General features: G+C 72.5%; 28 protein-coding genes and 1 riboswitch. Of the genes, 11 read left to right on the top strand and 17 right to left on the bottom strand.

The window, feature by feature from the left end:
• Positions 1-8: 8 nt before the first annotated feature.
• The 7 genes from ADL34_RS05245 to ADL34_RS05215 form a co-directional block, all read right to left on the bottom strand.
• On the bottom strand, positions 9-962 hold the full coding sequence (locus ADL34_RS05245) for a hypothetical protein (RefSeq protein WP_062674915.1): 954 nt from the start codon (positions 960-962) through the stop codon (positions 9-11).
• Between the two features lie 57 nt (positions 963-1,019).
• Positions 1,020-1,943, bottom strand: a complete 924-nt coding sequence (gene metF / locus ADL34_RS05240; RefSeq protein WP_062674913.1) for a methylenetetrahydrofolate reductase [NAD(P)H] — start codon at positions 1,941-1,943, stop codon at positions 1,020-1,022.
• Positions 1,944-2,177: 234 nt separating this feature from the next.
• A complete protein-coding gene (thiE, locus tag ADL34_RS05235) occupies positions 2,178-2,825 on the bottom strand; it encodes a thiamine phosphate synthase (protein ID WP_062674911.1) in 648 nt (215 codons plus the stop codon).
• Positions 2,826-3,073: 248 nt separating this feature from the next.
• Entirely contained in the window at positions 3,074-3,439 is a 366-nt protein-coding gene (locus ADL34_RS05230) for an Rv2175c family DNA-binding protein (protein WP_004001914.1), read from the bottom strand.
• 77 nt (positions 3,440-3,516) lie between these two features.
• Positions 3,517-4,701, bottom strand: a complete 1,185-nt coding sequence (locus ADL34_RS05225; RefSeq protein ID WP_062674908.1) for an NAD(P)/FAD-dependent oxidoreductase — start codon at positions 4,699-4,701, stop codon at positions 3,517-3,519.
• Between the two features lie 56 nt (positions 4,702-4,757).
• Positions 4,758-5,951 carry a hypothetical protein gene (locus ADL34_RS05220; protein WP_062674906.1) on the bottom strand — a complete coding sequence of 398 codons (1,194 nt, stop codon included), beginning with the start codon at positions 5,949-5,951 and terminating at the stop codon, positions 4,758-4,760.
• A gap of 125 nt (positions 5,952-6,076) precedes the next feature.
• Positions 6,077-6,421 carry a hypothetical protein gene (locus ADL34_RS05215; protein WP_062674904.1) on the bottom strand — a complete coding sequence of 115 codons (345 nt, stop codon included), beginning with the start codon at positions 6,419-6,421 and terminating at the stop codon, positions 6,077-6,079.
• Between the two features lie 52 nt (positions 6,422-6,473).
• A riboswitch (TPP riboswitch) is annotated at positions 6,474-6,585 on the top strand.
• Between ADL34_RS05215 and thiO the strand changes: the two genes are divergently transcribed.
• From thiO to ADL34_RS05185, 6 genes are all read left to right on the top strand, one after another.
• On the top strand, positions 6,583-7,743 hold the full coding sequence (gene thiO / locus ADL34_RS05210) for a glycine oxidase ThiO (RefSeq protein WP_062675059.1): 1,161 nt from the start codon (positions 6,583-6,585) through the stop codon (positions 7,741-7,743). Its footprint overlaps the riboswitch before it by 3 nt.
• Positions 7,740-7,940 carry a sulfur carrier protein ThiS gene (gene thiS, locus ADL34_RS05205; RefSeq protein WP_062674901.1) on the top strand — a complete coding sequence of 67 codons (201 nt, stop codon included), beginning with the start codon at positions 7,740-7,742 and terminating at the stop codon, positions 7,938-7,940. Before thiO ends, thiS begins: the two co-directional genes overlap by 4 nt.
• A 3-nt stretch (positions 7,941-7,943) precedes the next feature.
• Complete coding sequence (locus ADL34_RS05200; protein WP_062674899.1) at positions 7,944-8,738, top strand: thiazole synthase; 795 nt, start codon at positions 7,944-7,946, stop codon at positions 8,736-8,738.
• Between the two features lie 118 nt (positions 8,739-8,856).
• The gene (pknB, locus tag ADL34_RS05195; protein ID WP_062674897.1) at positions 8,857-10,788 is read left to right on the top strand and encodes a Stk1 family PASTA domain-containing Ser/Thr kinase; all 1,932 of its coding nucleotides are present in this window, start codon (positions 8,857-8,859) and stop codon (positions 10,786-10,788) included.
• A gap of 67 nt (positions 10,789-10,855) precedes the next feature.
• Positions 10,856-11,773 (top strand): deoxyribonuclease IV, encoded by a 918-nt coding sequence (locus ADL34_RS05190; RefSeq protein ID WP_062739770.1) that lies wholly within the window; start codon positions 10,856-10,858, stop codon positions 11,771-11,773.
• Between the two features lie 74 nt (positions 11,774-11,847).
• Positions 11,848-12,339, top strand: coding sequence for a DUF4396 domain-containing protein (locus tag ADL34_RS05185; RefSeq protein WP_062674893.1), 492 nt, complete (start codon positions 11,848-11,850; stop codon positions 12,337-12,339).
• A gap of 19 nt (positions 12,340-12,358) precedes the next feature.
• On the opposite strand, the gene ADL34_RS05180 is transcribed toward ADL34_RS05185, so the two are convergent.
• Positions 12,359-12,991, bottom strand: coding sequence for a sulfite oxidase-like oxidoreductase (locus tag ADL34_RS05180; RefSeq protein ID WP_062674892.1), 633 nt, complete (start codon positions 12,989-12,991; stop codon positions 12,359-12,361).
• Positions 12,992-13,166: 175 nt separating this feature from the next.
• On the opposite strand from ADL34_RS05180, the gene bfr reads away from it, so the two are divergent.
• Complete coding sequence (gene bfr, locus ADL34_RS05175; RefSeq protein ID WP_062674890.1) at positions 13,167-13,643, top strand: bacterioferritin; 477 nt, start codon at positions 13,167-13,169, stop codon at positions 13,641-13,643.
• 19 nt (positions 13,644-13,662) lie between these two features.
• Here the strand turns inward: bfr and ADL34_RS05170 are convergent, their stop codons facing one another.
• Both ADL34_RS05170 and ADL34_RS05165 read right to left on the bottom strand, forming a co-directional pair.
• On the bottom strand, positions 13,663-13,896 hold the full coding sequence (locus ADL34_RS05170) for a (2Fe-2S)-binding protein (RefSeq protein WP_062674888.1): 234 nt from the start codon (positions 13,894-13,896) through the stop codon (positions 13,663-13,665).
• 132 nt (positions 13,897-14,028) lie between these two features.
• On the bottom strand, positions 14,029-15,381 hold the full coding sequence (locus ADL34_RS05165) for a class II 3-deoxy-7-phosphoheptulonate synthase (protein WP_062674886.1): 1,353 nt from the start codon (positions 15,379-15,381) through the stop codon (positions 14,029-14,031).
• Positions 15,382-15,477: 96 nt separating this feature from the next.
• On the opposite strand from ADL34_RS05165, the gene ADL34_RS37185 reads away from it, so the two are divergent.
• Both ADL34_RS37185 and ADL34_RS05160 read left to right on the top strand, forming a co-directional pair.
• Complete coding sequence (locus tag ADL34_RS37185) at positions 15,478-15,534, top strand: trp operon leader peptide (protein ID WP_079033853.1); 57 nt, start codon at positions 15,478-15,480, stop codon at positions 15,532-15,534.
• A 94-nt stretch (positions 15,535-15,628) separates the two neighbouring features.
• Entirely contained in the window at positions 15,629-17,524 is a 1,896-nt protein-coding gene (locus ADL34_RS05160; RefSeq protein WP_062674885.1) for an anthranilate synthase family protein, read from the top strand.
• Here ADL34_RS05160 and ADL34_RS05155 read toward each other — a convergent pair.
• From ADL34_RS05155 to ADL34_RS05135, 5 genes are all read right to left on the bottom strand, one after another.
• The gene (locus ADL34_RS05155) at positions 17,476-18,471 is read right to left on the bottom strand and encodes a 2-hydroxyacid dehydrogenase (protein ID WP_062674883.1); all 996 of its coding nucleotides are present in this window, start codon (positions 18,469-18,471) and stop codon (positions 17,476-17,478) included. The genes ADL34_RS05160 and ADL34_RS05155 overlap by 49 nt on opposite strands.
• 82 nt (positions 18,472-18,553) lie before the next feature.
• On the bottom strand, positions 18,554-19,582 hold the full coding sequence (locus ADL34_RS05150; protein ID WP_062674881.1) for a 6-phosphofructokinase: 1,029 nt from the start codon (positions 19,580-19,582) through the stop codon (positions 18,554-18,556).
• A gap of 139 nt (positions 19,583-19,721) precedes the next feature.
• Positions 19,722-20,414 (bottom strand): response regulator, encoded by a 693-nt coding sequence (locus ADL34_RS05145; RefSeq protein WP_062674879.1) that lies wholly within the window; start codon positions 20,412-20,414, stop codon positions 19,722-19,724.
• Positions 20,411-21,646: a MacS family sensor histidine kinase gene (gene macS, locus ADL34_RS05140; protein ID WP_079034511.1), complete on the bottom strand. Its 1,236-nt coding sequence runs from the start codon at positions 21,644-21,646 to the stop codon at positions 20,411-20,413. The genes ADL34_RS05145 and macS overlap by 4 nt, the downstream gene beginning before the upstream one ends.
• A 34-nt stretch (positions 21,647-21,680) precedes the next feature.
• Positions 21,681-22,430: a lysophospholipid acyltransferase family protein gene (locus tag ADL34_RS05135; RefSeq protein WP_079034510.1), complete on the bottom strand. Its 750-nt coding sequence runs from the start codon at positions 22,428-22,430 to the stop codon at positions 21,681-21,683.
• 196 nt (positions 22,431-22,626) lie between these two features.
• On the opposite strand from ADL34_RS05135, the gene ADL34_RS05130 reads away from it, so the two are divergent.
• Positions 22,627-23,406, top strand: coding sequence for an alpha/beta hydrolase (locus ADL34_RS05130; protein WP_062674873.1), 780 nt, complete (start codon positions 22,627-22,629; stop codon positions 23,404-23,406).
• Complete coding sequence (locus ADL34_RS05125; RefSeq protein ID WP_062674871.1) at positions 23,399-24,037, top strand: hypothetical protein; 639 nt, start codon at positions 23,399-23,401, stop codon at positions 24,035-24,037. The genes ADL34_RS05130 and ADL34_RS05125 overlap by 8 nt, the downstream gene beginning before the upstream one ends.
• A gap of 21 nt (positions 24,038-24,058) precedes the next feature.
• Here ADL34_RS05125 and ADL34_RS05120 read toward each other — a convergent pair whose 3' ends face one another.
• A complete protein-coding gene (locus ADL34_RS05120; protein ID WP_062674868.1) occupies positions 24,059-24,814 on the bottom strand; it encodes an endonuclease/exonuclease/phosphatase family protein in 756 nt (251 codons plus the stop codon).
• A 137-nt stretch (positions 24,815-24,951) separates the two neighbouring features.
• The gene (locus tag ADL34_RS05115; protein WP_062674866.1) at positions 24,952-25,905 is read right to left on the bottom strand and encodes an ROK family glucokinase; all 954 of its coding nucleotides are present in this window, start codon (positions 25,903-25,905) and stop codon (positions 24,952-24,954) included.
• Between the last annotated feature and the right edge of the window lie 36 nt (positions 25,906-25,941).

Below are 25,941 nucleotides of genomic sequence, written 5' to 3'. Positions count from 1 at the left end.
CGGACCCGTCAGAAACGGTACTGCTCGTCGTAACCGGGGCCCTGCTGCTGCCCGTTGTCCTGGTACGGGTACTGCTGCTCGGGCGGGAGCTCGGCGCCGTACTCGTCGGTGCGCTGCTGCGGCACCCAGACACCGCCGGGCGGGGTGCCCTCGGGGTAGGTGCCGGTGGCGTACGCGTCCTGCCCGTAGGACTGCTGGCCGTACTGCTGCTGCCCGTAGGCGTCGTAGGAGGCGCCGCCGTAGGTCTGCGTGCCGATGTACGGGTCGGAGTAGGCGGCGTACTGCTGCTGGCCGTTCGCGTCGTAGCCGTACTGCTGCTGCTGGTCGTACCCGGCGTAGCCGTCGTACCCGTAGCTCTGGTCGGCGGTGGCGTACTGCTCCTGGGACTGCCCCGCGTCGGCGTAGCCCTGCTGGGCGGCCGCGTAGGCGGCGTCGCTGTACACGCCGTAGGAGCCGGTGTCCTCCGGCATCGGCTGCGGCTCGTAGACGGCGGTCGACTCGGCGGCCGTCTCCCGGCCGCCGCGCGCGGGCGTGAAGACGTCGTCGCGGTCGTAGTCGTCGGTGCCGTAACCGGCCCGGTCGCGGCCGTAGTCGGCGCTGTCGTCCGCGTAGCCGTCGCCCGCCTCCAGGTCGGAGACCTCCAGGGTCGGCTCCTGCCGGTCGTCGTCCTCGTCGCGGCGGCGCTTGGACCCCAGCGGGCCGAGGGCCGGCGCGGAGACCGCCCAGCCGGCGGAGAAGCCGCGGCGGAACGACAGCGTGACGTAGGTCTGCCCGATGGCGAAGGCCGAGGCGCCCACTCCGATGATGACCACGGATCGCGTGAGCACGCCGAGGACGACTCCGAGGAAGCCGACGAAGGCGACCAGCCGCCAGCGCAGCCGCGCCTTGTACTGCAACAGCACCTCGCCGAGCAGCCACAGCGCGACGACGCCGAACGCGATGTAGAGGACCGTCAAGCCCATGTACGCCCCTCTCCCAGTGGCCGCCTACGCAGTGTGACGTATATCAGGACGACCGGTCTAGGCCTGCGGTGGGTGGTGCAGGCCCAGGTTCTCGTGGATTTCCAGTGTCGCCGTGGAGTTGTTGAGCGTGATGAAGTGCAGTCCGGGCACTCCCTCGGCCAGAAGCCGTGCGCAGAACTCGGTGGCGAACTCGATACCGATGGAGCGTACCGCCGCGGGATCGTCCTTCGCTGTGAGGATCCGCTCTCTCAGGGCGTCCGGGAACGCCGCATTGGTGAGCGAGGGGATGCGTTCCAGCGTCCGGACGCCGGCGATGGGCATGATCTCCGGGATGATCGGGGTGTCGCAGCCGGCGGCGGCGACCCGGTCGCGCAGGCGCAGGTAGTCCTCCGGATCGAAGAACATCTGCGTGATCGCGTAGTCGGCTCCGGCCCGGCACTTGTCGACGAAGTGCCGGACGTCGGTGTCCCGGTCGGCGGAGCGCGGGTGCATCGCCGGGAAGGCGGCGACGCCGACGCAGAAGTCCCCCGACGCCTTGATCAGCTCGACGAGTTCGGCGGCGTAGGTGAGGCCGCGGGGGTGCGCCACCCAGTCGCCCAGCGGGTCGCCGGGCGGGTCGCCGCGCAGGGCCAGCATGTTGCGGATCCCGGCGTCGGCGTACTGGCCGATGATGTTCCGCAGGTCGGCCACCGAGTGGTCTACGGCGGTGAGGTGGGCGATCGGCGTGAGGGTGGTGTCCGAGGCGATGGCCTCGGTCGCTTTGACGGTGCCGGCGCGCGTGGAGCCCCCGGCGCCGTACGTCACCGAGACGAAGTCGGGCCGGACGGCCTCGACCCTGCGCAGCGCGTTCCACAGGTTCCGCTCGCCCTTCGGGGTCTTGGGGGCGTAGAACTCGAAGGAATACGTCGTCTTGCCGGTCGCGAGCATCTCGCGCACGGTACGAGCGTGGTCCGACCTGATGGATGCGGTGCCGAGGGCCATACTCGCAGGTTAACCAGGGGTACCCGGTCCCCCAACCGGACGCCGGACATTTGCCCGATTTGTCAGGCCCGTGTCCACCCCTTGGACAGATCGGGGCCGATGACCGCCCTCGCACACCACTCAAGATCCCTGGGCGCCCACCATCCGAGACGGCTCCTCGCCGAAAATGAGACAGCCGGATGAAACGGACCGAAGGAGACGGCCGGATGACACGGCCGGATGAGACGGTCCGGTTCAGTCCTGCCGCAGCCGCTTCGCGAACTCGGCCGCGGCGGCGCCGGGGTCGTCCGCCTCCGTGAGGGCCCGGACGACGACCACCCGGCGGGCTCCGGCCTCCAGCACCTGGTCGAGATTGCCGAGGTCGATGCCGCCGATGGCGAACCAGGGGCGCTCGGTGCCGAGGGCGGCGGTGTGGCGGACCAGGCCGAGACCGGGCGCGGGCCGGCCGGGCTTGGTCGGGGTGGACCAGCAGGGGCCGGTGCAGAAGTAGTCGACGCCCTCCTCGACGGCCGCCGCGGTGGCCTCCGCCTCGGTGTGCGTGGAGCGGCCGATCAGGACGCCGGGGCCGAGGATCGCCCGGGCGGCCGGGACGGGCAGGTCGCCCTGTCCGAGGTGCAGCACGTCGGAGCCGGCCGCATGGGCCACGTCGGCGCGGTCGTTGACCGCGATGAGCTTGCCGTGCCGGGCGCACGCCTCGGCGAGGACGCGCAGGTGCTCCAGCTCCTCGGCGGCCTCCATGCCCTTGTCGCGCAGCTGCACGATGTCGACGCCACCGGCGAGCACGGCGTCCAGGAACTCCGCGAGATCGCCCTGGCGCCTGCGGGCGTCGGTGCACAGGTACAGCCGCGCGTCGGCGAGTCGCGTGCGGGCGGTGTCGGACATGCGGAGCCCCCTGGGGTCGGTGGTGCCGGGTTCCGGACGGGTGCCGGACGCTGGCACGGTACCTGGGAGCCCTCGCCGAGGTCCGATCCAGGGGGAGCCCGGCCTGATCGGCAAGACACCCCCCTAGGGCACGGGTGCACCACGGAGCGCGCGATGCGAAGGCCGCGCCCCGGATGCACCCACCGGCCGGTCCCGGGCCGCGTGTCTGCCGCGGCCCGGGACCGGCCGCAGGGCCGGGTGCGGGTCGGTCAGACGGCGAGCGCCTGGGCGCGGCGCTTCACCTCCGTGCCGCGGTTCTCGCTGAGGGCCTGCGCGGGCGTGCCGGGCAGGGAGGGGTCGGGAGTGAAGAGCCACTCCAGCATCTCTTCGTCCGTGAAGCCGTCGTCCCGCAGGAGCGTCAAGGTCCCGGACAGGCCCTTGACGACCTTGTCCCCGTCGATGAAGGCGGCGGGGACGTGCAGCGCGCGGTTCTCACCCCGGCGTACGGCGATGAGCTGGCCCTCCTTGACCAGCTGCCGGACACGGGTCACCTCGACGCCGAGCATCTCGGCGATGTCGGGAAGGGTGAGCCAGGCGGGGACGAGAGCATCGATCTTTGCGTCAATCTCGGTCACGGGAACAAGCCTGCCATCTGGCACCGACAGTCGGAAGTCAGGCCGGTCCGGCCGGGCGCCGCCGCCGTCCGGCAGGCTCACGCCGTCGCCGCCTTCAGGGGCCGCGCGGGGTCCGCCAGCAGCGAGGCGTCCAGCGGCGTGCCCGCCTCGATCAGCCGCCGCCCCTGGGCGAGGTCCCGGGGCCGGCCCACCGCCAGCAGGGCGGCCAGCCGTCCTTCGCGCAGCCAGCACACCGACCAGGCGGGGCCCGCCGGGTCGCCGCGCCACAGCAGCGTGTCGGCGCCCGGATGGTGTCCCGCGTACTGCACGAACCGGCCGAACTGCTCGGACCAGAAGTAGGGCACGGGGTCGTAGCGCGCGGTGGTCTCGCCGAGGATGTCGGCGGCGACCGTGCGGGGCCCCTGGAGGGCGTTGTCCCAGTGGTGGACGAGCAGCCGCTCGCCGTAGCGCCCGGAGGGGAAGGAGGCGCAGTCGCCGACCGCGTACACGTCCGGCGCCGAGGTGCGCAGCCGGTCGTCGGCCAGCACCTCGCCGTGCGCGCCGAGCGCGATGTCCGAGCCGGTGAGCCAGGAGGTGGCGGGCCGGGCCCCGATGCCGACGACGACGGCGCCGGCCGGCACGCGCGTGCCGTCGTCCAGGACGACGGCTCCCGGCTCGACGCGCTCCACGCGCGTGCCGGTGCGCAGCACGGCCCCGCTGTCCGCGTACCAGGCGGCCATCGGCGCGGCGACCTCGGCGGGCAGGGCGCCCGCGAGCGGCCGCTCGGCGACCTCCACGACGGTCACCGCGCAGCCCGCCTCCCGGGCGGCGGTGGTGAACTCGGCGCCGATCCAGCCCGCGCCGACGACCACGATGTCGTGCCGGCGGGCGAGCACCGGGCGCAGCCGCTCGGCGTCGTCCAGGGTGCGCAGCAGGTGCACGCCGGGGACGCCCTCGGTACCGGGCAGCCGCAAGGGTTCGGCGCCGGTGGCGAGGACCAGCACGTCGTACGGGACGGGCCCGGTCTCGGTGTCCAGGACGCGGTCGGGGGTGCGGACGCCCAGCACCTCGCAGCCCAGGCGCAGTTCGACGCCGAGCGTCTCGAAGTCGACGTCGAAGGCGGAGCCCTCGGCGGTGCCGAGCAGCACGGCCTTGGACAGGGGCGGGCGGTCGTACGGCTGGTGGGGCTCGGCGCCGATCAGGGTGATCGCCCCGGTGAAGCCCTTCTCCCGCAGGGCGACCGCTGTCTGCACACCGGCCATGCCGGCCCCGGCGACGACCACGGACCGCTGCGACTGGGTGGTTGGCTCGCTCACCCGATCACCATAGACACTCGTCGTCAGCTCGGGTTCCGGCCCCGGCCGCGTCGCGCGACGAGGAGCACGCCCGCGCCCGCGGCCACCGCCGCGGCGGCCACGCCCGTGGTCGGCAATGTCGAGGAGCCGGTGTCCGCCAGCTCGCCGCCGTTCGTCGCTCCGGCCCCACCGGTCGACGACGACCCGCCGGCCGAGCCACCAGTGGAACCGCCGGACGACCCGCCCGTCGAACCGGCCGACCCGCCGCCCGTCACGTCCAGCGTGATGTCCGCCTTGTCGTTGGCCTTGTCGGGGTCGAACGACCGGTTCTCGGGGCTCAGCGCGATCGAGCCCTTGGCGCCCGCGATCCGCTTGTCGATCCTCAGCTTGAAGGTGTACTCCATCCGGGCGTCCTCGCGCATGTTCATCCCGAGGTGCGCGGGGCAGTTGTACGTCCCGCCCTTGTCGTGGCAGTAGTAGTCGCGCTTGACGACCGAGGTTCCGGCGGGAAGCTTGATCAGGACGTGGACGCCCGGCACCCCGCCCTCCTCCAGGAGCCAGGCGGGCCCGGCGTTGGCGAACCCCACCTTCATCGTCACCGTGTCACCGACCCGCCCGCTCAACGCGGCACCCGTCACCTGGTAGTCGGCCGTGTTGACGGTGGTGACCGGCACGTAGACGTACGCCGCGGAGCCCGCGCCCCCGGCCGGTCCCTCGACCAGCTTCACGGCCGGTGCGGTCCCCGGCACCGACGGCTCTCCGTTCTCGTCGTCCGACGGAGCGTCCCCGTACCCGACGCGCAGCCGCAGCCTGTCGTTGTACGCGCGGTCGAGTGCCTTCACCCGGAGAGGCTTCTCGGGCGTGAGGACGGCGCCCGGCTCCACCGGCTGGTCGTACGCGCACGTCGCGGTCCAGTACTCGGGCATCTCGTCGTAGGACCTGACGTGCTGCACACGGCAGTTGGAGGGGACGTCCACGAGGTCGAGCCCCCGGGTGACGGAGTAGGAGACCCACGCCTTCCCGGCGGTCACGGTGCCCTTGTTCGTCACGGTGGCCGGCACGTCGAACGTGCTCCCCGGTCGCAGCCCGTGGACCGGCTCGACGCCTCCGAGGACCAGGTCGGGTACGGCTTCGTCGCCGAGGGCGGCGGGAGCAACGGACAGCACGATCAGTCCGGCGGCGCCGAGGGCGGCGACGACGGCTCCGGAGGCGCGGCGGTTGTGCGGGGGTATCGGCATGAAGACATCCTCTGCTGGGACGCGGGAGACGGACGGCACCTTCCGGGGGAACGGCCCTTCTCTCACTAGACCCTCGCCGATCTCCGACGGTTGTACGTCCGGCGCCTTCTCCGCCGTACCGCCGGTCAGGGCGCGGGGACCTGCTCGACCACGCTGGTGCCGCTGCCCGCCTGCGACTCCCACTCCCAGGTCTCCGTCAGGCGCACGCGCCCGTCGGGGAGTTCGCCCACCGTGGACACGCAGTGGCCCGAGGAGGTCGTGCCGTCCCGCTTGAGCTGCACGTAGCGGAAGTCCAGCCGGTCGCCGTCGCGGGTGCCGACGAGGTGCCCGCGCACGACGTCGCCGCCCGCGTACTGGGCCCAGACCACGCCGTCCTCCTCGTGGTACGTGAACCGGGTGCGCGTCCCCACCTGTCCCGGCGCCTGGTCGGCGACGGGGGCGAGGACGAGACCGTCGAGCGAGCGGGCCATGCGGGGAGGCTCCCTTACCGATGTCCGGGGCTGCGGGCTAGGGTGGCCACCGTAGAGCACTCGCGGGAGCCCGGACGCACCGGGCTGAGAGGGAGGCTGGCGGCCTCCGACCGTACGAACCTGATCCGGGTCATGCCGGCGAAGGGAGGGGCTGGACGCCCATGTCCTCACGTACTGCAGACGTCCTCGTCGTCGGGGGCGGGATCATCGGCCTGGTCACGGCGTGGCGGGCCGCGCAACGCGGGTTCGCCACGGCCGTGGTGGACCCGGAGCCGGGCGGCGGGGCCGCCCAGGTGGCGGCCGGGATGCTGGCCGCCGTCACCGAACTCCACTACGGGGAACAGACCCTGCTGGGTCTCACCCTCGACTCGGCCCGCCGCTACCCGGACTTCGCGGCCGAGCTCGCCGACCTCACCGGGCACGCCCTCGGCTACCGCCGGTGCGGCACGCTCGCCGTCGCGCTGGACGCGGACGACCGCGCGCACCTGCGGGAGCTGCACGCCCTGCAGACGCGTTCCGGGCTGGACTCGGAGTGGCTGACCGGCCGGGAGTGCCGGCGCCTGGAGCCGATGCTCGCGCCCGGGGTGCGCGGCGGCCTGCGGGTGGACGGCGACCACCAGATCGACCCCCGGCAACTCACCGGGGCGCTGCTGCAGGCGTGCGAGCGCGCCGGTGTGACCTTCCACCGGGCCTGGGCGGAGCGCCTGGACGTGACGGCGGACCGGGCGACGGGGGTCACCACCACGGACGGCACCGCGCTGCGGGCGGACCGGGTGGTCCTCGCGGCGGGCAGTCTGAGCGGCCGGCTCGCGGGCGTCCCGGACGACGTGCGACCGCCCGTGCGGCCCGTGAAGGGGCAGGTGCTGCGGCTGACCGTGCCGCGGGGCCTCGCGCCGTTCCTGAGCCGGACGGTGCGCGCGATGGTGCGGGGCAGCCAGGTGTACCTGGTGCCGCGCGAGAGCGGGGAGCTGGTCGTCGGGGCGACGAGCGAGGAGCAGGGCTGGGACACCACGGTGACCGCGGGCGGCGTGTACGAGCTGCTGCGCGACGCCCACGAGCTGGTGCCCGGCATCACCGAGCTGCCGCTGACCGAGACCCGGGCTGGCCTGCGCCCGGCCTCCCCGGACAACGCGCCGCTGCTCGGCCCGACCGCCCTGGACGGGCTGCTGCTGGCCACCGGGCACCACCGCAACGGCGTGCTGCTCGCGCCGGTCACCGGGGACGCCCTGGCGCACGTCCTGACCACCGGTGAACTGCCGGACGTCGCCCGTGACTTCACACCGCTGCGGTTCGCCGCCGTCCCCCAGGAGCAGCCGGCATGAACATCTCGCTCAACGGGGAGCGGCGGCGTGTCGCCCCCGGTACGGCGCTCGACGCCGCCGTCCGGCTGCTCACGGCGGCCCCCTCCGGGGTGGCCGCCGCCCTCAACGAGACCGTCGTCCCGCGCGCGCAGTGGCCGTCGACGCCGCTGCGCGAGGGCGACCGCGTCGAGGTCCTGACCGCCGTGCAAGGAGGCTGACCCATGGCCGACGACCCCCTCGTCATCGGGGACCTGTCCCTCGGCTCCCGGCTGATCATGGGCACGGGCGGGGCGCCCAGTCTGGACGTCCTGGAGCGGGCGCTGGTGGCGTCCGGGACGGAGCTGACGACCGTCGCGATGCGGCGGGTGGACCCCTCGGTGCACGGCTCGGTCCTCTCCGTCCTCGACCGGCTCGGCGTCCGGGTGCTGCCGAACACCGCGGGGTGCTTCACCGCGGGCGAGGCGGTGCTGACGGCCCGCCTCGCGCGCGAGGCGCTCGGCACGGACCTGGTCAAGCTGGAGGTCATCGCCGACGAGCGAACCCTGCTGCCGGATCCGGTCGAGCTGCTGGACGCGGCGGAGACGCTGGTGGACGACGGGTTCACGGTGCTGCCGTACACCAACGACGACCCGGTGCTGGCGCGGAGACTGGAGGACGCCGGGTGCGCGGCGGTCATGCCGCTGGGCTCTCCCATCGGCTCGGGGCTCGGCATCCGCAATCCGCACAACTTCCAGCTGATCGTGGAGCACGCGCGCGTGCCGGTGATCCTGGACGCGGGCGCCGGGACGGCCTCGGACGCGGCGTTCGCGATGGAGCTGGGCTGCGCGGGCGTGATGCTCGCCTCGGCGGTGACGCGGGCCCAGGAGCCGGTGCTGATGGCCGACGCGATGCGGCACGCGGTGGAGGCGGGCCGGCTGGCCCGCCGGGCGGGCCGGATCCCCCGGCGGCACTTCGCCGAGGCGTCGTCCCCGGTGGACGGCCTGGCACGGCTCGATCCGGAACGGCCGGCCTTCTGAACGTACGTTCGATCAAGGTGCCCGGAGGCTGAGTCGTCCGTCACAGGACGGTCGCAGTCCCGCCCCGATCCCGGCCGGACCGGACGGGGTGTCGGTGTCGGCTCGTACACTCACCTGCGTGGATACGACCCTTCAGGACCCTCTGGTCGGGCAGGTGCTCGACGGCCGGTATCGCGTGGACGCGCGCATCGCGGTCGGCGGGATGGCCACGGTCTACCGGGCCCTGGACACCCGCCTCGACCGCGTGCTCGCGCTCAAGGTGATGCATCCCGCGCTGGCGGCGGACGGGGCGTTCGTCGAGCGGTTCATCCGGGAGGCGAAGTCCGTCGCCCGGCTGGCCCATCCGAACGTGGTGCAGGTCTTCGACCAGGGCACCGACGGGTCGTACGTCTATCTCGCGATGGAGTACATCGCCGGCTGCACCCTGCGGGACGTCCTGCGCGAGCGCGGGGCGCTCCAGCCCAGGGCCGCGCTCGACATCCTGGAGCCGGTGCTCGCCGCGCTCGGCGCCGCCCACCGCGCGGGGTTCGTGCACCGGGACATGAAGCCGGAGAACGTCCTGATAGGGGACGACGGCCGGGTCAAGGTCGCCGACTTCGGCCTGGTGCGCTCGGTGGACACCGTGACCAGCACCACCGGGGCCGTCCTCGGCACCGTCTCGTATCTCGCGCCCGAGCAGATAGAGCAGCCGGGCGCCGCCGACGCCCGTGTCGACGTGTACGCCTGCGGTGTCGTCCTGTACGAGATGCTGACCGGTCAGAAGCCGCACGACGGGGACTCCCCCGCCGTGGTGCTCTACAAGCACCTGCACGACGACGTGCCGCCGCCCTCCGCGGCGGTGCCGGGCCTGGCCTACGAGCTCGACGAGCTGGTCGCCTCCGCCACCGCCCGCACCCCGGAGGTCCGTCCGTACGACGCCGTGGCCCTGCTCGCGCAGGCCCGTGTGTCGCGTACGGCGCTCACCGACGAGCAGCTGGACGCGATGCCCCCGCAGGCGCTGTCCGACGGGCACGACAACGCCGACGACCGCACGAGCGTGATTCCGCGCGGGCTGGCCGTGCCCCGGCCGCTGCCCGTCGACGGGGACGAGCCCGCGCACCGCACCACCCGCCTGGAGATGCCGCCGCCCCCGCCGTCCGGGCCGCCCCGCGCGCGGGGCCCGCGCCGGCCGCGCGGCCCGCTGGTCGTGGTGGCCGCGGTGCTGCTGGCCCTGGGGCTCGGCGCCGGCATCTGGTACATCAACTCCGGTCAGTTCACCGAGGTCCCGCCTCTGCTGTCGAAGACCGAGGCGCAGGCCCGGGACCGTCTGGAGCAGGACGGGCTCGACGTCGGCCGGGTGCGGCGCGCGTACAGCGACACCTTCGACCGCGGGACCGTCGTCGGCACGGACCCGAAGCCGGGCGCCCGTATCCGGCAGAACGACGCCGTGGACCTGGTCGTCTCCCTCGGCCCCAAGACCGTGAAGGTGCCGGACCTGCGGGACCGGCCGCTCGCCGAGGCGCGGGCCGCGCTGAAGGACCGCGGCCTGGAGCCGGGCATGGTGACGCGCGAGTTCGACGACGCGGTGGCACGCGGCTCCGTGATCTCCTCCTCCCCCGGCGACGGCTCCACGGTCCGCTCGGGCTCCGCGGTCGCGCTCACGGTCAGCAAGGGCAGCCCGGTCGACATCCCGGACGTCACCGGGGAGAGCGTGGAGGACGCGCGGGCCGAGCTGCAGGAGGCCGGCCTGAAGGTGAAGATCGCCCCCGCCCGGGTCAACTCCGAGTTCGACGCGGGCCAGGTCGCCCGGCAGTCGCCGGGTGAGGGTTCGCAGGCGGCCGAGGGCGACACCGTCACGCTGACCCTCTCCAAGGGCCCGGAGATGATCGAGGTTCCGGACGTGGTCGGCGAGAGCGTCGACGACGCCAAGGACCGGCTGGAGGCCGCCGGCTTCGAGGTCGACGAGGACCGCGGGCTGCTCGGCCTGTTCGGCGACACGGTCAAGAAGCAGTCCGTGAAGGGCGGCGACAAGGCACCGAAGGGGTCGACGATCACCATCACGATCCGCTGAGGGCGACGATCGGGCGGCGGGGCGGCCGGGTGACCGGGCCGTTCCCGCCGCATGACACCCTGGACCGGTGAGAAGTCAGCAGTCCGGCCCCCCCCCCCCCCGCCCCTCCCGCACCACCCTCCCCGGCCCCTCGCGCAACCCCGTCGGCGGTCATGTCCCGGTGGCGGGCGGCCTCAGCTCCGTCGGCCTCGCCTACGCCCGTGACCTGAGCGCCGAGACGGTCCAGGTGTTCGTCGCCAACCCCCGGGGCTGGGCGACCCCGCCCGGCAATCCGCGCCAGGACGAGGAGTTCCGCGCGGCCTGCGCCGCTGAGTCGATACCGGCGTACGTGCACGCCCCGTACCTGATCAACTTCGGCTCGCACACCGAGGCGACCGTCGAGAGGTCCGTGGAGTCGCTGCGGCACTCGCTGCGGCGCGGCCGGGAGATCGGGGCGCTCGGCGTGGTGGTGCACACGGGCAGCGCGACCGGCGGCCGGGACCGCTCGGTGGCCCTGAAGCAGGTCCGCGAGCACCTGCTGCCGCTGCTGGACGAGCTGACCCACGACGACGACCCGTTCCTGCTGCTGGAGTCCACCGCGGGTCAGGGCTCCTCGCTGTGCTCGCGGACCTGGGACTTCGGGCCGTACTTCGAGGCTCTGGACGCCCATCCGAAGCTGGGAGTCTGCCTGGACACCTGCCACATCTACGCGGCCGGCCACGATCTCACCGGCCCCTCCGGGATGCACCAGACGCTGGACCTGCTGGTGGACACGGTCGGCGAGGGCCGCCTGAAGCTGATCCACGCCAACGACTCCAAGGACGTCGTCGGCGCCCACAAGGACCGGCACGAGAACATCGGCGCGGGGCACATCGGCGAGGACCCGTTCCGCGCGCTGATGACCCACCCGGCGACCGCGGGCGTTCCGCTGATCATCGAGACCCCCGGCGGCAAGGAGGGGCACGTGGCGGACGTGGAGCGGCTGAAGAAACTCCGTGACGGCTGACGCGGACGGGAATACCCCCAGGGGGTATGTGGTTCCGGTGGAGCGAGAGACGGAACCGCGCGTCAGGGGGCGTCATGGAACACGAAGCACACGCGTCACACGTTCATCACCACCATGCGGGCATGACCGCCGGCGGTGGCTGGGAGACCGCGGTCCGGGCCACCCTGCACTGCCTCACCGGCTGCGCCATCGGCGAGGTGCTGGGCATGGTGGTCGGCACCGCGCTCGGCTGGGGCGCCGTGCCGACCCTGGCCCTGGCGATCGCCCTGGCCTTCTTCTTCGGCTACGCGCTCACCCTGCGCGGCGTCCTCAGGGCCGGTCTCGGACTGGGCGCCGCCGTGAAGGTCGCACTGGCCGCCGACACCCTGTCCATCGCGGTGATGGAGCTGGTCGACAACGGCGTGATCGCGCTGTGGCCGGGCGCGATGGACGCCGGGCTCGGCGACCCGCTGTTCTGGTGGGTGCTGGCGATCGCGCTGGCCGTCGCCTTCGTCCTCACCACTCCGGTGAACAAGTGGATGATCGGCCGCGGCCGTGGGCACGCGGTGGTGCATCGGTACCACTGAGAGGCGTCCGCGCCAGGAGTCAGAGCCCGGGGCCGTCCCCGGGCTCCTCCTGGTAGGAGTAGCGCTGCTCGCGCCACGGGTCGCCGATGTTGTGGTAGCCGCGCTCCTCCCAGAAGCCGCGCCGGTCGGCGGTCATGTACTCCACGCCACGGACCCACTTGGGCCCTTTCCAGGCGTACAGATGGGGGACGACCAGCCGCAGCGGGAAGCCGTGCTCGGCGGTCAGCAGCTCGCCGTCCCGGTGGGTGGCGAAGATGGAGCGCTCGGAGGCGAAGTCGGCCAGCCGCAGGTTGGAGCTGAAGCCGTACTCGGCCCACACCATGACATGGGTGACGGCGGGCGCGGGCGGGGCGATCTGGAGGATCGTGCGCGCCGGGATACCGCCCCACTCGGCGCCGAGCATGCTGAACTTCGTCACGCAGTGCAGGTCGGCGACGAGGCTGGTGTACGGCAGGGCCGTGAACTCCTCATGGGTCCAGCTGTGCTTCTCGCCGTCGGCCGTGGCACCGAAGACCCGGAAGTCCCAGCGCTCGGGACGGAACTTGGGCACCGGGCCGTAGTGCGTGACGGGCCACCCGCGCTGGATGCGCTGCCCCGGCGGGAGTTCGGACTGTGCTGCTGCCTCACCTTCGCGCTCCACCGGCTGACCCATGCCTCCATCCTGACAGACCCGGGACCGTGCGCCTGACCACACCCCCCACCGAACCACCCAAAACGGACTAAGCCTGCACTTACTTACTAAGTGAAGACTTACTGGACGATCTTCGCGTCCGGTGGAATCATGCGCCGCATCCTGCCAGTCCCCCGCTTGGAAGGAGCCCGTAGCGATGCAGGGCGACCCCGAGGTCCTCGAATTCCTCAACGAGCAGCTCACCGGTGAGCTCACCGCGATCAACCAGTACTGGCTGCACTACCGCATCCAGGACAACAACGGCTGGACGAAGCTCGCGAAGTACACGCGGGAAGAGTCCATCGACGAGATGAAGCACGCGGACAAGCTCACCGAGCGCATCCTCATGCTGGACGGCCTGCCCAACTACCAGCGCCTCTTCCATGTGCGCGTGGGCCAGACGGTCACGGAGATGTTCCAGGCCGACCGCCAGGTGGAGGTGGAGGCGATCGACCGCCTCAAGCGCGGCATCGAGGTGATGCGCTCCAAGGGCGACATCACGTCCGCGAACATCTTCGAGGAGATCCTGGCGGACGAGGAGCACCACATCGACTACCTGGACACGCAGCTGGAACTCATCGACAAGCTCGGGGAGGCGCTCTACATCGCCCAGCAGATCGAGCAGCCGAGCTAGGACCAGCCGACCCGCCGGACTAGGCGGCGTCCTCGAGGCCGGAGACGACCGGCTCACCGCGGTCGGCGAGCTCACGGCGGGGGCAGGCACCCCGGCCCAGCAGCGCCTGGATACGGCGCACGCACGATCCGCAGTCGGTACCGGCCTTGCAGGCGGAGGCGACCTGGCGGGGGGTGCAGGCGCCGTTCTCCGCGTGCTTCTTGACCTGCTGCTCGGTGATGCCGAAGCAACTGCAGACGTACACGCGGTTCACCTCCCGATGGGGTCGAAGTGCCATCCCCTGATCGGTGAGGCAAACCTAACCTTACCTGTCGTGGCAGGAGCGCAAAAGTGGTGTGGGGCGCGGATCGTGTGATCCGCGCCCCACCGCCCCTGACCGGGAAGATCACTGGTCGCGGTACATCTCCGCGACGAGGAACGCCAGGTCGAGCGACTGGCTGCGGTTGAGCCGCGGGTCGCAGGCCGTCTCGTAGCGCTGGTGCAGATCGTCGACGAAGATCTCGTCGCCGCCGCCCACGCACTCGGTGACGTCGTCGCCGGTGAGCTCCACGTGGATGCCGCCCGGGTGGGTGCCCAGCGACTTGTGGACCTCGAAGAAGCCCTTGACCTCGTCCAGCACGTCGTCGAAGCGCCGGGTCTTGTGCCCGGAGGCGGCCTCGAAGGTGTTGCCGTGCATCGGGTCGGTCACCCAGGCCACGGTGGCCCCGGAGGCGGTGACCTTCTCGACCAGCTCGGGGAGCTTGTCGCGGACCTTGTCGGCACCCATGCGGACGATGAAGGTCAGCCGGCCGGGCTCGCGCTCCGGGTCGAGACGGTCGATGTACTGCAGCGCATCCTCGGCCGTCGTCGTCGGACCCAGCTTGATGCCGATGGGGTTGCGGATCTTCGAGGCGAACTCGATGTGCGCGTGGTCCAGCTGCCGGGTGCGCTCACCGATCCACACCATGTGCCCGGAGACGTCGTACAGCCGGCCGGTGCGGGAGTCGACCCGGGTCAGCGCGGACTCGTAGTCGAGCAGCAGCGCCTCGTGGGAGGCGTAGAACTCGACCGTCTTGAACTCCTCCGGGTCGGCCCCGCAGGCGTGCATGAAGTTGAGCGCCTGGTCGATCTCGCGGGCCAGCTGCTCGTAGCGCTGACCGGACGGGGACGACTTCACGAAGTCCTGGTTCCAGGCGTGCACCTGGCGCAGGTCGGCGTAGCCGCCGGTGGTGAAGGCGCGCACCAGGTTGAGCGTGGAGGCGGAGGCGTTGTACATCCGCTTCAGGCGCTCGGGGTCCGGGACGCGGGCCTCCTCGGTGAAGTCGAAGCCGTTGACGGAGTCGCCGCGGTAGGTCGGCAGGGTGACGCCGTCGCGGGTCTCGGTCGGCTTGGAGCGCGGCTTGGAGTACTGGCCGGCGATGCGGCCGACCTTCACGACCGGCACCGAGGCGGCGTACGTGAGCACGGCGCCCATCTGGAGCAGGGTCTTGAGCTTGTTGCGGATGTGATCGGCGGACACCGCGTCGAACGCCTCGGCGCAGTCGCCGCCCTGGAGGAGGAACGCCTCTCCCTTGGCGACGGCCGCCAGACGGGCGCGCAGCTGGTCGCACTCGCCCGCGAAGACGAGCGGCGGATACGACTCGAGGTCCGCGATCACTGCGCGCAGAGCCTCGGGGTCGGGGTACTCGGGCTGCTGCGCCGCGGGCAGGTTTCGCCAGGTGTTGCCAGCGCTCGCGCTGGTCTTAGCGTTCACGGTCACGTCCTCAACATTACGGGGTCGTGTCGGGCGTCCCGCCCCATGCCCAGCAATTGAGACACGGGGTACACCAGTCGGACATGCGGTAAGGTGCGTGGCATGTTCGCGCACTCGATCCAGAACTGGTGGTGGACCGCTCATCCGGCGGCCCGCTGACTGCGCGTATCCCAGACTTCGCGAAGGCCGCCCGAGGGGCGGCCTTCGGTGTTTCCCGGGGTCCGTTCCTCCCAGCGAGAAGGACACCGGACCCATGCAGCTGCTCGACCTGCTCGACGATCCACGCCCGTTCGCCCTGCTGCGCCGTCGCGCGCCGGGCCACGACGAGAACACCGTGGAGGTCCTCCTCGGCCCGGTCACCGCCCGTGACCGGCTGGCCGACCTCCCCGACGAGGGCCTGGCGCTCGTGCCCTTCCGGCAGATCCGCGAGCGCGGCTTCGACGTCCGCGACGACGGCACCCCGCTGCTGGTGCTGACGCCCGAGGAGTCGCACACCGTGCCGCTGGCCGAGGCCCTGGCGCAGCTCCCGGCGCACGAGGTGCGGGTCGACGGCGGCGGCTTCGACGTCGGCGACGAGGACTACGCCGAGATCGTCGGACGGGTCCTGGAGCAGGAGATCGGGCGGGGCGAGGGCGCCAACTTCGTGATCCGGCGGACGTACGAGGGCCGCATCCACGGGTTCTCCCGGGCCGACGCGCTGGCCCTGTTCCGGCGGCTGCTGGAGGGCGAGCGGGGCGCGTACTGGACGTTCGTCGTCCACACCGGCGACCGCACACTGGTCGGGGCCAGCCCCGAGGTGCACGTGCGGATGTCGGGCGGCACGGTCGTGATGAACCCGATCAGCGGGACGTACCGCTACCCCGCGGAGGGTCCGACCCCCGAGCACCTGCTGGACTTCCTCGCCGACGGCAAGGAGATCGAGGAGCTGTCGATGGTGGTCGACGAGGAGCTGAAGATGATGTGCACCGTCGGCGACATGGGCGGCGTCGTCGTCGGGCCCCGCCTGAAGGAGATGGCGCACCTCGCGCACACCGAGTACGAGCTGCGCGGGAAGTCCTCGCTGGACGCGCGGGAGGTGCTGCGGGAGACCATGTTCGCGGCGACCGTGACCGGCTCCCCCGTGCAGAACGCCTGCCGGGTCATCGAGCGGTACGAGCCCCTCGGGCGGGACGGCGTGGGGCGCGGCTACTACGCGGGCGCCCTGGCCCTGCTCGGCCGGGACTCCGGCGGGGCGCAGACCCTGGACTCCCCCATCCTGATCCGCACCGCCGACATCGACGCCGGCGGGCGGCTGCGGGTGCCGGTCGGCGCCACGCTGGTGCGCGGCTCGGACCCGGCCGGCGAGGTCGCCGAGACCCACGCGAAGGCGGCCGGGGTGCTGGCGGCCCTGGGGGTACGGCCGTCCCGGCCGGGTACCGGGCACGCGCGCGTGCGGCTCGCCGACGACCCGCGCGTGCGGGCCGCGCTGGACGGGCGCCGGGCGTCGCTGGCGCCGTTCTGGCTGCGGATGCAGGAGCGGGACGGCGCGCTCACCGGGGACGCCCTGGTGGTCGACGCCGAGGACACCTTCACCGCGATGCTGGCGCACGTGCTGCGTTCCGGAGGCCTCGGGGTGAGCGTCCGGCGCTACGACGAGCCGGGGCTGCGGGAGGCGGTGCTCGCGCACGAGGGGCCGGTGGTGCTCGGCCCCGGCCCCGGCGACCCCTCCGACCCGTCCGACCCGAAGATGCGCCTCCTGCGGGACCTGACCGCCGAGGTCGTCCGGCATCACCGGCACGGCGTGCTCGGCGTCTGCCTCGGCCATGAGCTGATCGCCGCCGAGCTGGGCCTGGACATCGTGCGCAAGGACGTGCCGTACCAGGGCGCGCAGACCACGATCGACCTGTTCGGGCGGGCGGAGACGGTCGGCTTCTACAACAGCTTCGCGGCGCGCTGCGACGACGAGGCGCTCCAGGAGCTGGCCGCGCACGGCGTCGAGGTGAGCCGGGCGGAGAACGGCGAGGTGCACGCCCTGCGCGGTCCCGGCCTTGCGGGAGTGCAGTTCCACCCCGAGTCGGTGCTGACGCTGAACGGCGCGGCGATCGTCCGGGAGCTGGTGGGTCAGCTGCGCGGGACCAGCACGTTCTCGGAGCGGCGGCCCGCGGTGTAGTCGAGGACGTTGCGCACGGTGGTGTCGACGATCTGGCCGACGGCGTCCCGGGTGTAGTACGCCTGGTGGGAGGTGACCAGGACGTTCGGGAAGGTGACCAGGCGGGCCAGGGTGTCGTCCTCGATGGCCTGGAGCGACTTGTCCAGGAAGAACAGTCCGGCCTCGGCCTCGTAGACGTCGAGGCCGACCCCGGTGAAGCGGCCCTCGCGCAGCTCGGCGACGAGGGCCGCGGTGTCGATGAGCCCGCCCCGGCTGGAGTTCACGAGGATCGCGTCGTCCTTCATCGTCCTGAGCGCGTCCGCGTCGATCAGGCGGCTCGTCTCGGGCATCAGCGGGACGTGCAGGCTGACCAGGTCGGACTCGGCGAGGAGCCGCTCCTTGGGGACGTAACGCATGCCGAGCTGCATACAGGCGGGGTTCTCGGCGACGTCCCAGCCGAGCAGTTTCATGCCGAAGCCGTGGGCGATGCGGGCGAAGGCCTCGCCGATCTTGCCGGTGCCGAGCACGCCCGCGGTGCGGCCGTGCAGATCACGGCCCATCAGCCCGTCGAGGCGGAAGTCGAAGTCACGCGTGCGCGTGGAGGCGCGCACGATGCGGCGGTTGACCGCCATGGCGAGGGTCCAGGCGAACTCGGCCACCGAGTACGGCGAGTAGTACGAGACCCGGGCGACGGTCATGCCGAGGTCACCGGCGACGTCGAGGTCGATGTTGTTGAAGCCGGTGGAGCGCTGGGCGACCATCCGGGTGCCGCCGACGGCTAGGGCCCGCAGCACGGGGGCGCCCAGGTCGCAGTTGACGCTGGTGCAGACGATCTCGTGCCCCGCCGCGATGGGGGCGGTGTCGTCGTTGAGGAAGACGTCCAGGCAGCGGACCGCGTGATGGTCCCTGAACGCCTGCTCGATCAGGGGTTTCTCGTCGGCCTGCACGCCGAAGGCGACGATCTCCAAGGCTGCTCCCGCTGCATAGGGTTGTGGGCCGCAATATACGGCCCACACCCCCTCCCCGCGTGGCGGACGGGCGCGGCGGCGGTCAGCCGAAGAACACGCCGGCCTCGTCGTAGAGCCTGGCGTCGACCGTCTTCAGCTTCGCCGTCGCCTCGGCGATCGGGACGCGCACGATGTCCGTTCCGCGCAGCGCGACCATCTTGCCGAAGTCGCCGTCGCGGACCGCCTCGATGGCGTGCAGTCCGAAGCGGGTGGCGAGCCAGCGGTCGAAGGCGCTGGGGGTGCCGCCGCGCTGGATGTGCCCGAGGACGGTGGTGCGGGCCTCCTTGCCGGTCCGCTTCTCGATCTCCTTGGCCAGCCACTCGCCGACCCCGGAGAGCCGCACGTGCCCGAAGGAGTCGAGCGACTCGTCCTTGAGCACCATGTCGCCGTCCTTGGGCATGGCGCCCTCGGCCACCACCACGATCGGGGCGTACGACGCCTTGAAGCGGGAGGTGATCCAGGCGCAGACCTTGTCGACGTCGAAGCGCTGCTCGGGGATGAGGATGACGTTGGCGCCGCCGGCCAGCCCGGAGTGCAGGGCGATCCAGCCGGCGTGACGGCCCATCACCTCGCAGACCAGGACGCGCATGTGGGACTCGGCGGTGGTGTGCAGCCGGTCGATGGCCTCCGTCGCGATGCCGACGGCGGTGTCGAAGCCGAAGGTGTAGTCGGTGGCGGACAGGTCGTTGTCGATGGTCTTCGGCACGCCGACGCAGGGCACGCCGTACTCGTCGGAGAGCCGGGCGGCGACCCCGAGGGTGTCCTCGCCGCCGATGGCGATGAGCGCCTGGACCTCCTGCTTGGCGAGGTTGTCCTTGATGCGCCGGATGCCGTCCTGTTCCTTGAGGGGGTTGGTGCGCGAGGAGCCGAGGATGGTGCCGCCGCGGGGCAGGATGCCGCGCACGGCGGGGATGTCGAGACGGACGGTGTCGTTCTCGAGCGGACCTCGCCAGCCGTCCCGGAAGCCCACGAAGTCGTAGCCGTACTCCTGTACGCCCTTGCGGACGACGGCCCGGATGACGGCGTTGAGTCCGGGGCAGTCGCCGCCTCCGGTCAGTACTCCGACCCGCATGGAAATGTCCCTTCGCCGCGGTTGCCTGGTGAGGCCACGCTAATGGTGAGCCACGTCACACAGCGATGGGTCGTACCGGCAATTCCGGTGAACGGCCGGGGATTTGGCTTGACGGCTCGTCAAGCCGGCGACGCGCGGTTCACTCGTCGTCGAGGCCCCGCTCTATCGCGTACCGCACCAGCTCCACCCGGTTGTGCAGCTGGAGCTTGCCGAGGGTGTTCTGCACGTGGTTCTGCACCGTGCGGTGGGAGATGACGAGGCGTTCGGCGATCTGCTTGTAGCTCAGGCCCTTCGCGACCAGCCGCAGCACCTCCGTCTCCCGCTCGGTGAGCTGCGGGGCGCCCGGCCGGCCGGCGTCCTGCGCGGGCGGCGCCGGCTCCGAGGCCAGCCTGCGGTACTCGCCGAGGACCAGCCCGGCCAGGCCCGGCGTGAACACCGGGTCGCCGACGGCGGTGCGGCGGACCGCGTCCAGCAGCTCCTCGGTGGACGCCGATTTTAGCAGGTAGCCGGTCGCGCCCGACTTCACGGCCTCCAGCACGTCGGCGTGCTCGCCGCTCGCGGACAGCACGAGGACGCGCAGCGCGGGGTTGTGCGCGACGAGTTCCTTGCAGACCTGGACACCGGGCTTGGCCGGCAGGTTGAGGTCGAGCACCAGGACGTCGGGGCCGGCGGCCTTGGCGCGGCGCACCGCCTGCTCGCCGTCGCCCGCGGTGGCGACGACCTCGAAGCCGGACGCGCCCAGGTCGCGGGCGACCGCGTCGCGCCACATCGGGTGGTCGTCGACCACCATCACCCTGATCGGCTCCCGCTGTCCGCTCGCGCCGTCCGTCATCGCTGCTCCGCCTTCCCCCGTGAGGCACTGCCGGCCTTCGGTACCTTCAGTTCCACTTCGGTGCCCTGCCCCGGCACCGAGATCACCTCGGCGGTGCCGCCGAGGTCGCGCAGCCGTCCCCGGATCGACAGGGCCACGCCGAGCCGGCCCTCGCCCTCGGCCTCGGCGAGCCGGCCCTCCGGAATGCCGGGGCCGTCGTCGCGGACGGTGACGACCACCTCGCCGGGCTCGTCCTCGACGAGGATCCACGCGCGCGCCTCGGCCCCGGCGTGCGCGCGCACGTTGTCCAGGGCGGCCCCGACGGCCGCCGTCAGCTCCCGCGCGGCGGCCGGGGGCAGCGGTACGGGCGCCCCGGGCTCCGCGAGGCTGACCCGCGCTCCGGCGTACGCGGCGAGCAGCGAGCGCAGGTCCACCGGCCCGCCGGCGCCGTCGTCGTCCGGCTCCTCCACGGCCCGGACGAGGGCGCCCTCGGCGGCGTCCTCCGACACCCGGGACACCGGCACCAGACCGCCGGAGACCAGGGTGCGCAGGGCCACCTCCTGCTCGCCCGCCATCCGGCCCAGCTCGGCCGCCTCGCCGCCGATCACGGCGCCGCGCCGCTGCACCATCGCCAGCACCTGCAGCACGCTGTCGTGGATGTCCCGGGCCAGGCGCTCCCGCTCACGGGTGGCCGCCTCGATCTCCAGGGCGCGGGCGAGGGTGCGCTCGGAGGCGCGGGCGACCTCCACGACGTAGCCGATGGCGATGGACGCGATCCAGACGAGCAGCACCATGTGGACGGTGTCCCGGGTGGGCACCCCGGAGCGCTCGGCCAGGTTGGCGACGGCGACCAGCGTGGAGGCGAACGCGGCCCAGCGCCAGCCGCCCTTGATGGCGAAGGCCAGCACGGCGCCCGCCGTCCAGATCGACGGCAGCGTGGGCGCCCCGGCGTCGATCCGCTCGGGCGACTCCGCGACCCGGGTCAGCAGGATGCCGACCACGGCGACCGACAGGTCCACGGCGAGGAAGGGCCGGGTGCAGCTCGCCGCGTTGGCGACCCTGGGCAGGGTGGCCAGGGTCCAGACGACCAGGACGGCGAAGTAGCCGAGGGCGACCCAGGGCCGGGCCACCTGGTCGTGCGCGCTGACGAACAGGCCGATCGCGTAGACCATGGTCAGTACGCGGTACCCGGCGAGCGCACGCCACAGCGGCTGCTCGACCGACATCCTCATGACCCGCTCACGCCTGGCCACGCCCCCACCCCCCTGTGTGCCGGACCGGCCGCCCCTACGGGGCCCCGGGACGCTCCCCGTCCGGCTGCTTCGTCTTCTTCGCCTGTTCCTTCTCGGCCTTGGCGGCCTCCGCGATCTGCCGCTTGGCGGCGGTCGCGTAGATGTCCACGTACTCCTGGCCGGAGAGCTTCATGATCTCGTACATGACCTCGTCGGTCAGCGCCCGCAGCACGAACCGGTCGTGCTCCATGCCCTGGTACCGGCTGAAGTCCATGGGCCTGCCGATCCGGATGCCCGGCCGCATCAGCTTGGGCATGACCTGCCCGGGCGGCTGGATCTTCTCGGTGTCGATCATGGCGACGGGGATGACCGGCGCCCCGGTGGCGAGCGCCACGCGCGCGAGGCCGCCCGGCTTGCCCCGGTAGAGCCGTCCGTCGGGCGAGCGGGTGCCCTCCGGGTAGATCCCGAACAGCTCGCCCCGCTCCAGCACCTCTATGCCGCTCTTGATCGCCGCCTCACCCGCGCCGCGCGCGCCCGAGCGGTCCACCGGCAGCTGGCCCACGCCCTTGAAGAACGCCGCCGTCAGCCGGCCCTTGACCCCCGGGGTGGTGAAGTACTCGGCCTTCGCGATGAAGGTCACCTTGCGGTCGAGGACCACGGGCAGGAAGAACGAGTCGGAGAACGACAGGTGGTTGCTCGCCAGGATCGCGGGCCCCTCGGCGGGAACGTTCTCCAGGCCCTCCACCCAGGGCCGGAAGGCGACCTTCAACGGTCCCCCGATGGCCACCTTCATCGCGCCGTACAACAACCCTGTGCCTCCTGTGTGTGTGGAGGAGACCTTAACCCGGAGCACCGCCGGAGGACCCGACGGCCCTGGTCGGTGTCAGTGCGGTCGCGTACGGTGAACCTCACCGGGTTGTCACGACATGCGGCTGCCGCGTGAGCCGATGTTGTCGTCGTACACGTCCATGCCGTCCCTCTCACGAACGGGAGACCGTAAGGTGCCGGTCCTTCCTGGAGCCGAGCCGTACCGCCGCGAGGGCACAGAGGCCGGAGTCCTCCTGTGCCACGGGTTCACCGGCTCCCCGCAGTCGCTGCGCCCCTGGGCGGAGCATCTCGCCGCGCGCGGGTTCACCGTCTCGGTGCCGCTGCTGCCGGGGCACGGCACGCGCTGGGAGGACCTGGCGGTCACCGGCTGGCAGGACTGGTACGCCGAGGTGGACCGCGAGCTGCGCGCCCTGCGCGACCGCTGCTCCACGGTCTTCACCGGCGGCCTGGGCCTGGGCGGCGCCCTTGCGCTGCGGCTGGCCGCCCGGCACGGCGAGGACGTGGCGGGAGTGGTGGCCGTCAACCCGGCGAACCGGCTGCACGGTCCGGCCGCGCGCACCCTACCGGTCACGCGCCACATGGTGCGTACCGGGCCCGGAATCACCGGAGACATCGCGAAGGAGGGCGCCGTCGAGGTCGGCTACCATCGCGTGCCGCTGCACGCCGCGCACTCGATGCGGGCCTTCCTCCGCCTGGTCGACGGAGAGCTGCCGCAGGTCACGCAGCCCCTGCTGCTCCTGCGCGGCGGACAGGACCGCGTCGTGCCCGCCGCGGACGCGGCCCGGATCCTCAGCCGGGTGTCGTCCACCGACGTGACGGAGATCGTGCTGGAACAGAGCCGTCACGTCGCGACGTTGGACCATGACGCGGACCGGATCCACGAGGAGAGCCTCGCATTCATCGGCCGGCTCGCGACCGGTGCCGGCAAGGAAGGGACGACCGCACGTGGCTGAGCACGACTCCGGCTCCGACCGCGACAGACACGAGGACCGCGAGCCCGACGAGCAGCAGGTCCCGTTCGACGAGGACGCCGCCTGGGCCGCGATCGTCGCCGGGTACGGCGAGGAGCCGACGGACCCGCCCGGGACCAAGCCGTTCAAGTCGGTCGAGGACCTGGCGCTGCTCGAATCGGGCACCAACGACTCCTCGGCCGGCGCCGCGGACGCCGAGCCGAAGGGCGAGCGAGCCGAGCCCGGCGACACCGCCGTGAAGGACGACGACGCGGGCGACGCCCCGGTGCGCCCGCTGGGCGCCTCCGTCTCCTTCGCGCCCGGCGTCGGCCCCCGCGACTACAGCGTGCCCGAGCCCTCCGAGGAGGACTTCGACGCCGACGACGAGGGCCACTTCGTCCCGCCGGAGCCGCCGCCGCTGCCCGAGGCGGACGCGACCGCGAAGTTCGCCTGGCTCGCGGTGGTCGGCGGGCCGGTGCTGCTGCTGCTCGCCGTCCTGTTCGGCTGGGACATGACGTGGTGGCTGGCCACCCTCGGCATCGGCGGCTTCCTGGGCGGCTTCGGCACGCTGGTGATGCGGATGAAGACGGACGACGAGGACGGCGACGACCCCGGGCGGGGCGCCGTCGTCTGAGGCGGCGCCCGCCGCCCCGGTTCAGCCCGGTGGCGCGGCGGGCACTTCGAGGGCGGCCAGGACCGGCAGATGGTCCGTGGCCGCCAGCAGGTCCTCCCGCCTCACCCCGGGCTGCTCCAGCGGCACCCCGCAGCCCAGCACCCGCACGCCCTCGGTGGCGAAGATCGCGTCGATGCGCTGGTGCGGGTCGAGCGGTGTCGAGGTGTGCTCGCCGCCCCAGGGGGCGGTGGCCCAGCAGTCCTGGAGGCTCCCGGCGAGCCGGCGGAAGGTGCGCCCGGTGGGCCGGTCGTTCAGATCGCCCCCGGCGACGGCGTGCTCCACACCGAGCGCGGACAGCCGGTCCAGCAGCATGCCGCCCTGTTCCAGACGCTCGTCGGAGTGCAGGGAGAGGTGGCAGCTGAGGACGCCGAGGCGGGCGCCGCCGAAGCGGACCACGGCGGTGGCGAAGCCGCGCCGGTGGTGTCCGGGGACCAGCGGCAGCAGCACGTCCTCGGTGCGCTCCACGGTGGCCCGCAGACCGCACAGGATCGCCGGTCCCGCCGCGGTGGCCCCGCCGGTGAGGATGACGAGGTCGGCGGCGCGGGCCAGCCGGGCGAGTTTCTTGCGCCAGCGGAAGAACCGGGGCGCCTCCTGGACGAGGACCAGGTCGGGCGCGCAGGCGCGGATCACGCGGGCGAGGGCCGCGGTGTCGTCGCGCAGGGAGCGGACGTTGTAGCTCAGGACGCGGAGGGTGGCGGAACCGTCGGGGTCGGTGCGGGACTCGGGGAGCAGCGCCATGCCGATCAATGTACGCCCGACGGCTCGGGGCGCGGGGTCATGGCGACGGCCTGTCCACGGCCGGTCGCGCAGGTCCCCGCGCCCCGGAGCGGTGGCGCGTGCGGTGCCCTACAGGGTGTACCCGAGGACGTACCGCGTCACATGATCGGGTCGGGCTCGCGGGCCAGGTCGGCGGCGCCCACCAGCCCGGCCTTGTTGCCGAGCTGCGCGGCGATGACGTCGGCGACCGGGCGCCAGTTGCCGCCCACCAGCCAGCGCTTGTAGGACTTGCGGATGGGGTCGAGGACCAGTTCGCCCTCGTCGGAGAGACCGCCGCCGACGATGAACGCGGACGGGTCGAACAGCGAGGCCAGGTCGGCGAGGCCGGCGCCGGCCCAGCGCGCGAGCTCCCGGTAGGAGTCGACGGCGACGGGGTCGCCCTGCCGGGCGGCCATGGAGATGTGCTTGCCCTCGATGCCGTCGGGGCTGCCGTCGCCCAGGCCGAGCAGGATCTCGGCGTTCTCCGGGGTGGCGTTGGCGCGCTGCTTGGCGTAGCGCACGAGGGCGCGGCCGGAGGCGTACTGCTCCCAGCAGCCCTGGCTGCCGCAGCCGCACAGCAGGCCGTCCGGCACCATGCGGATGTGGCCGAACTCGGCGGCCACGCCGAAGTGCCCGCGGCGCAGCTTGTTGCCGATGATGATGCCGCCGCCGAGGCCGGTGCCCAGCGTGATGCAGATGACGTTGCGGTGGCCCTTGCCAGCGCCGAACTTGTACTCGCCCCAGGCGGCCGCGTTGGCGTCGTTCTCCACGACGACGGGGAGGCCCACGCGGGCCTCGACCTTCTCCTTCAGCGGCTCGTTGCGCCAGTCGATGTTCGGCGCGAAGTACACCTCCGAACGCTGGCGGTTGACGTATCCGGCCGCACCGATGCCCACGCCGACGATCTCGTGCCCGGCGCGTGCCCCCTCCACCGCGGAGGAGATGGCGTCCACGATGCCCTCGGGCGTACCCGGGGTCGGCACCTTGTGGGTCGAGAGGATGTTGCCTTCCTCGTCGACCACGCCGGCCGCGATCTTCGTGCCGCCGATGTCGACGCCGATGGTGAGTCCCATGAATCCCTCAGTTTCGGTCGAGCCCCGCTACGGCCA

It is taken from the genome of Streptomyces sp. NRRL WC-3605, from assembly GCF_001509795.1.
Classification (GTDB): Bacteria; Actinomycetota; Actinomycetes; order Streptomycetales; family Streptomycetaceae; genus Streptomyces; species Streptomyces viridochromogenes.
This window is presented reverse-complemented; position numbering and strand designations above follow the sequence as displayed.